Source organism: Type-D symbiont of Plautia stali (assembly GCF_001485335.1).
Classification (GTDB): Bacteria; Pseudomonadota; Gammaproteobacteria; order Enterobacterales; family Enterobacteriaceae; genus Pantoea; species Pantoea vagans_C.
In genome coordinates, this window is record NZ_BBOC01000146.1 from 1 (window position 1) to 6,628 (window position 6,628).

Genomic DNA, 6,628 nt, shown 5'->3' on the forward strand with positions numbered 1-6,628 from the left:
CCTGGCGAAATCGGTTACCGTTGAATAATCAGTAAAAAGAGCGGGTCTGCAATGGGCCCGCTTGCTTTTTAAACGATGTCATATAACTGTCATATTTTGTACATTTCACTGTCATCAAACTGTCCTATTTTCCCTCCAGCAGCAATCACTGACTCCAACTAAAATGGCATTGAGCCTGATTTTTTTAAATCCCCTGGAGGGAACATGACACTGATGCGTACATCCGTAGCCCGAATCCTCGCCGCCACCTTCGCAGTAAGCGCGGTATCTGCTTTTGCAGCCACCGATCTGACTGGCGCTGGCGGTACATTCCCGGCACCGGTTTATGCCAAGTGGGCAGCAGAATACCAGCAAGCCACCGGTAGCAAAATCAACTATCAGGGTATTGGTTCTTCAGGCGGCGTGAAGCAAATCATCGCTAAAACCGTTGATTTCGGTGCGTCAGATGCGCCGTTGACTGATGCCGATCTGGACAAAAATGGTCTGTTCCAGTTCCCTACCGTTATCGGTGGTGTGGTACTGGCCGTTAACATCCCAGGCGTGAAATCAGGTGAATTGACCCTCGACGGCAAAACCGTCGGTGACATCTACCTGGGCAACATCAAAAAGTGGAACGACCCGGCGATCACTAAACTGAACCCAGGCGTGAAACTGCCAGACACTAACATCAACGTGGTTCGTCGTGCTGATGGTTCAGGTACTTCTTTCGTGTTTACCAGCTACCTGTCTAAAGTGAACGCAGACTGGAACAGCAAAATTGGTAAAGGCAACACCGTTAACTGGCCTACCGGTCTGGGCGGCAAAGGTAACGATGGCGTTGCCGCCTTCGTACAGCGTCTGCCGGGTTCAATTGGCTACGTTGAGTATGCTTACGCGAAGCAAAACAACCTGACTTATACCAAACTGATGGATGCAGATGGCAAGCCAGTTTCGCCAAGCGAAACCAGCTTCTCTAACTCTGCTAAAGGCGCAGACTGGAGCAAATCTTTCGCTCAAGACCTGACCTTCCAGAAAGGTGCAGATGCATGGCCAATCTCTTCTACTACCTTCATCCTGATCTACAAAGAGCAGGCTGATGCGGCTAAAGGTGCTGAAGTGATGAAGTTCTTCGACTGGGCTTACAAAGGTGGCAGCAAAACTGCAACCTCACTGGATTACGCTGCGCTGCCAGAAAGCGTGGCTAACCAGATTCGTACTGCCTGGAAAGCGAACATCAAAGACAGCGCCGGCAAAGCGATTTACAAGTAAGCGAATGACCCGGTCAGCCCACCTGGCTGACCCACCCCGATGGGCGGCATTTTATGCCGCCCTGAACTTCCTCTGAGAACCGAGAAACTTATGGCTGCCACTAAGCCGACGTTCAAAGCCCCAGGTAAACAAGGTGACATGATTTTTGGCGCGCTGGTGAAACTTTCCGCGCTTATCGTGTTGTTGTTGATGGGTGGCATTATCGTCTCCCTGATTTTCTCCTCTTGGCCAAGCATCCAGAAATTTGGTTTTTCCTTCTTATGGACCAAAACCTGGGATGCGCCAAATGAACAATTTGGTGCGCTGGTACCGATTTACGGCACCCTCGTCACCTCACTTATTGCCCTGATCATCGCTGTGCCGGTGAGCTTCGGTATTGCGCTGTTCCTGACGGAACTGGCGCCCAACTGGTTACGTCGCCCGCTGGGCACGGCAATTGAGCTGCTGGCCGCGATCCCCAGTATCGTTTACGGCATGTGGGGCCTGTTTATCTTCGCCCCGCTGTTCGCTGAGTACTTCCAGACACCGGTCGGCAACATCATGTCGAACATTCCGTTTGTGGGTGCCCTGTTCTCAGGCCCGGCATTCGGTATCGGTATCCTGGCCGCCGGCGTGATCCTCGCCATCATGATCATTCCGTACATTGCATCGGTGATGCGTGATGTGTTTGAGCAGACGCCGGTGATGATGAAAGAGTCCGCCTACGGCATTGGTTGCACTACGTGGGAAGTGATCTGGCGCATCGTGCTGCCGTTCACCAAAAACGGGGTCATCGGTGGTGTGATGCTTGGCTTAGGTCGTGCACTGGGTGAAACCATGGCCGTAACCTTTATCATCGGTAACACTTACCAGCTCGACAGCGCCTCGCTGTTTATGCCGGGCAACAGTATTACCTCCGCGCTGGCGAACGAGTTTGCAGAAGCCGAATCGGGCGTTCACGTAGCGGCACTGATGGAACTGGGTCTGATCCTGTTCGTGATTACCTTTATCGTGCTGGCGATCTCCAAACTGATGATCCTGCGTCTGGCGAAGAGTGAAGGAGCCCGTTCATGACCGCTATCGAAATGCACGCACGTGCTGAGCTGGAAGCGTCGCGTCGTAAAATGCAGGCGCGACGCAGCGCCAAGAATAAAGTTGCCCTGACGTTATCCATGCTGACCATGGCCTTCGGCCTGTTCTGGCTGATTTGGATTTTGTTCACTACCGTCACCAAAGGTATTGATGGCCTGAGCTGGTCGTTATTTACAGAATCAACGCCGCCACCGAACACCGCAGGCGGTGGTTTAGCCAACGCCCTGGCCGGCAGTGGATTACTGATTCTGTGGTCAACGGTGATTGGTACGCCGCTGGGGATCATGGCAGGCATCTATCTGGCTGAATATGGCCGCAAGCACTGGTTAGCGGAAGTGATTCGCTTCATCAACGACATCCTGTTGTCAGCGCCCTCGATTGTGGTCGGTTTGTTCGTTTACACCATCGTGGTTGCGCAGATGCAGCACTTCTCTGGCTGGGCGGGCGTAGTGGCACTGGCACTTTTGCAGATTCCAATCGTTATCCGTACGTCAGAAAACATGCTGCGTCTGGTGCCAGACAGCATGCGTGAAGCGGCTTATGCGCTGGGTACGCCAAAGTGGAAGATGATTTCCGCCATCACGCTGAAAGCCTCGGTATCCGGCATCATTACCGGTGTCCTGCTGGCCGTCGCGCGTATTGCGGGTGAAACGGCACCGCTGCTGTTTACCGCGCTGTCGAACCAGTTCTGGAGCACCGACATGATGCAGCCCATCGCGAACTTGCCGGTGACCATCTTCAAATTCGCCATGAGCCCGTTTGCCGAATGGCAAAGTCTGGCGTGGGCGGGTGTGTTGATTATCACCCTGTGCGTGCTGCTGCTGAACATTGTCGCGCGTGTTGTTTTCGCCAAGGGCAAACATTAATTCCCCGGCGCGGCTTCGGCGGCGCTGCACAAGAGAGATGAGCAATGAGTATGGCAACGACTTCTGCCGGTAAAATTCAGGTTCGCAATCTGAACTTCTATTACGGTAAGTTTCACGCTCTGAAGAACATTAACCTGGATATCGCGAAGAACCAGGTCACCGCCTTCATCGGACCGTCAGGCTGTGGTAAATCCACCCTGCTGCGCACCTTCAACAAGATGTACTCGCTCTATCCTGAGCAGCGTGCGGAAGGTGACATTCTGTTGGATGGCGACAACATTCTGGCCTCCAGTCAGGACATCGCCCTGCTGCGCGCACGCGTGGGCATGGTGTTCCAGAAGCCAACACCGTTCCCGATGTCGATTTATGACAACATCGCCTTCGGTGTGCGTCTGTTTGAAAAACTGTCACGTGCCGATATGGACGAACGCGTGCAGTGGGCGCTGACCAAAGCCGCGCTGTGGAATGAAACCAAAGACAAGCTGCATCAGAGCGGTTACAGTCTCTCCGGCGGCCAGCAGCAGCGCCTGTGTATTGCACGCGGCATCGCGATTCGCCCGGAAGTGCTGTTGCTGGATGAGCCATGCTCGGCACTCGACCCGATCTCTACCGGTCGTATTGAAGAGCTGATCACTGAGCTGAAGCAGGATTACACTGTGGTGATCGTGACGCACAACATGCAGCAAGCCGCGCGTTGTTCTGACCATACCGCTTTCATGTATCTGGGCGAACTGATTGAGTTCAGCGACACCGATACACTGTTTACCAAGCCCGCACAGAAGCAGACCGAAGATTACATCACCGGTCGTTACGGCTGATTCAGGAGACGCACATGGACAATTTGAATCTGAACAAACACATCTCCGGTCAGTTCAACGCGGAGCTGGAACACATTCGCACTCAGGTGATGATCATGGGTGGCATGGTGGAGCAGCAGCTCACCGATGCCATTACCGCGATGCACAATCAGGATGGCGAGCTGGCACGTCGCGTGATCGACGGTGACCAGAAGGTCAACATGATGGAAGTGGAGATTGATGAAGCCTGCGTGCGCATCATCGCCAAACGCCAGCCTACCGCCAGCGATTTGCGCCTGGTGATGGCGATCATCAAGACCATCTCTGAGCTGGAGCGTATTGGTGACGTGGCTGAAAAAATCAGCCGCACGGCGCTGGAGAAGTTCAGCCAGCAGCACCTGCCGTTGCTGGTCAGCCTGGAATCTCTGGGCCGCCACACCGTGCAAATGCTGCACGACGTGCTGGATGCGTTTGCGCGTATGGATCTGAATGAAGCCATTAAGATCTACCGCGAAGACAAGAAAGTGGATAAAGAGTATGAAGGCATCGTGCGCCAGCTGATGACCTACATGATGGAAGATCCACGCACCATCCCCAGCGTACTGACTGCCCTGTTCTGCGCCCGTGCGATTGAGCGTATCGGCGACCGCTGCCAGAATATCTGCGAAATTATCTTCTATTTCGTGAAAGGTCAGGATTTCCGTCACGTGGGCGGCGACAAGCTGGATGAACTGCTGTCAGGCGACGACGGCAGCAACAAACCCTCTTAATTGCCGTTTCGGCTGCCTGTTGCCACTGTGGCACACAGGCAGCTATCTTCATTTCTGATTGGTCTCCGCGATTTCCTCTCTTTATACTTGGCGCACTTTTTTCTGCCAGGTGCTGTTACATGTCTTCCGCAAAACCAAAAAAAATGCCGTCACACCGGCTAAAGCGATGCTGGCCGCTATCAGTGGCTACGCGATGGACGGATTTGATCTGCTTATTCTGGGCTTTATGTTACCGGCGATCAGCGTCTCGCTGGCGCTCGATCCTTCTCAGGCCGGTTCGCTGGTCACCTGGACGCTGATCGGCGCAGTGATTGGCGGCATTGTGTTTGGCCACCTCAGCGATCGCTATGGCCGCATTCGCATCCTCACCGTCACGATTCTGATGTTCTCCGTGTTTACCGGGTTGTGTGCGGTGGCGCAGGGGTACTGGGATTTACTGGCTTACCGCACGCTGGCGGGCGTGGGCTTGGGCGGTGAATTTGGTATCGGCATGGCTTTGATTGCCGAAGCCTGGCCGAAAGAGAAACGCAATCGCGCCTCCGCTTGGGTGGGCATTGGCTGGCAGCTCGGCGTGTTGCTGGCGGCGTTTATCACTCCGCCGCTGTTAAGCGTGATTGGCTGGCGCGGCATGTTCCTGGTGGGTTTGCTGCCTGCACTGGTGTCATTTGTGATTCGTCGCAGTATGGGCGAGCCTGAGGGCTTTACTCAACACGTAGAGAAAACCCCACAGCTGTCGTTTGCTGCGCGCATCAAACTGCTGTTTGCCGATCGCGCCACCAGCAAAGCCAGCCTCGGCATCTTTATTCTCTGCTCGGTGCAAAACTTTGGTTATTACGGCTTGATGATTTGGATGCCAAGCTATCTGTCATCCAGCTTTGGCTTCAGTCTGACCAAATCGGGTCTCTGGACAGCTGTCACCGTGGTCGGCATGACCTTTGGTATCTGGCTGTTTGGCGTGCTGGCCGATCGTTTTGCGCGCTGGAAAATTTTCCTGCTGTATCAGTTTGGTGCGGTGGCCATGGTGGTGGTGTATGCGCAACTGCGTGACCCGACGGTGATGCTGTTTACCGGGGCCATTATGGGGATGTTTGTGAATGGCATGATTGGCGGCTACGGTGCCCTGATCTCTGACACCTTCCCGCCACAGGCACGCGCCACCGCGCAGAACGTTTTGTTCAATCTGGGACGTGGTGTGGGTGGCTTTGGCCCGTTAGTCATCGGCTTGCTGGCGGCAAAAATCTCGTTTACTGCGGCCATCACGCTGCTGGCGCTGATTTATCTGCTGGATATTGTCGCCACACTGTTCCTGTTGCCGAAGAAGCAGAGTAACGAGGATTCGCTGGGCGCGATTGGTTAAAATTTGCTGGTGCGCATGAAGGTGCACCCTACGAAAAACCGCATCGCGGTTTACACCAAATCCCACCCTCTGGCGCGCCACAGATCTGGCAATTGCGCCATATCATCGAAGCGCGTCACCAGCGGGTGGTCCAGTTCAGGATTGTGCGCATCAGCGCAGTAATAAAACACCGGAATACCCGCCGCAATGCCGGCTCGCGCGCCCGCTTCTGAATCATCCACCAGAATGCATTTCTCAATCGGCACCTGCATCTGTTCCGCGGCGTGGTACATCAATTCCGGATCGGGCTTCCAGTGATTGATGTCATAACCGCTATACAGGCGGCCATCGAGATACGGCAGCATGCCGGTTAAACCCAGTGAATGCTGCATCTTTTTCACCGTGCCGTTCGACACCACGCACATCGGCACTTTTACCTGCTCAATCAGCGGTTTTGCCCCAGCAATCGGCTGTAAATCGAGGTCAAACAGTCGCGCCACTTCAGCGCGATAAGCGGTTTCAAACTCGTCGATCGGCACC

Annotated in this window: 7 protein-coding genes; 6 read left to right on the forward strand and 1 reads right to left on the reverse strand. The window is 54.3% G+C overall.

Going from position 1 to position 6,628, the window contains the following annotated elements; translation table 11 throughout:
* Positions 1–204: 204 nt before the first annotated feature.
* The 6 genes from pstS (at position 205) to PSSD_RS25135 (ending at position 6,109) form a co-directional block, all read left to right on the forward strand.
* The gene (gene pstS / locus PSSD_RS25110; RefSeq protein ID WP_058974132.1) at positions 205–1,248 is read left to right on the forward strand and encodes a phosphate ABC transporter substrate-binding protein PstS; all 1,044 of its coding nucleotides are present in this window, start codon (positions 205–207) and stop codon (positions 1,246–1,248) included.
* Between the two features lie 90 nt (positions 1,249–1,338).
* Entirely contained in the window at positions 1,339–2,301 is a 963-nt protein-coding gene (gene pstC / locus PSSD_RS25115) for a phosphate ABC transporter permease PstC (protein WP_039333012.1), read from the forward strand.
* A complete protein-coding gene (gene pstA, locus PSSD_RS25120) occupies positions 2,298–3,185 on the forward strand; it encodes a phosphate ABC transporter permease PstA (protein WP_039333015.1) in 888 nt (295 codons plus the stop codon). The genes pstC and pstA overlap by 4 nt, the downstream gene beginning before the upstream one ends.
* 44 nt (positions 3,186–3,229) lie before the next feature.
* A complete protein-coding gene (pstB, locus tag PSSD_RS25125; RefSeq protein WP_039333017.1) occupies positions 3,230–4,003 on the forward strand; it encodes a phosphate ABC transporter ATP-binding protein PstB in 774 nt (257 codons plus the stop codon).
* Positions 4,004–4,017: 14 nt separating this feature from the next.
* Positions 4,018–4,752 carry a phosphate signaling complex protein PhoU gene (gene phoU / locus PSSD_RS25130; RefSeq protein WP_038643963.1) on the forward strand — a complete coding sequence of 245 codons (735 nt, stop codon included), beginning with the start codon at positions 4,018–4,020 and terminating at the stop codon, positions 4,750–4,752.
* A 166-nt stretch (positions 4,753–4,918) separates the two neighbouring features.
* Positions 4,919–6,109, forward strand: a complete 1,191-nt coding sequence (locus PSSD_RS25135; RefSeq protein WP_058974134.1) for an MFS transporter — start codon at positions 4,919–4,921, stop codon at positions 6,107–6,109.
* 50 nt (positions 6,110–6,159) lie between these two features.
* Here the strand turns inward: PSSD_RS25135 and yieH are convergent.
* A partial coding sequence (yieH, locus tag PSSD_RS25140; RefSeq protein ID WP_058974133.1) for a 6-phosphogluconate phosphatase occupies positions 6,160–6,628 on the reverse strand: 469 nt, incomplete at its 5' end.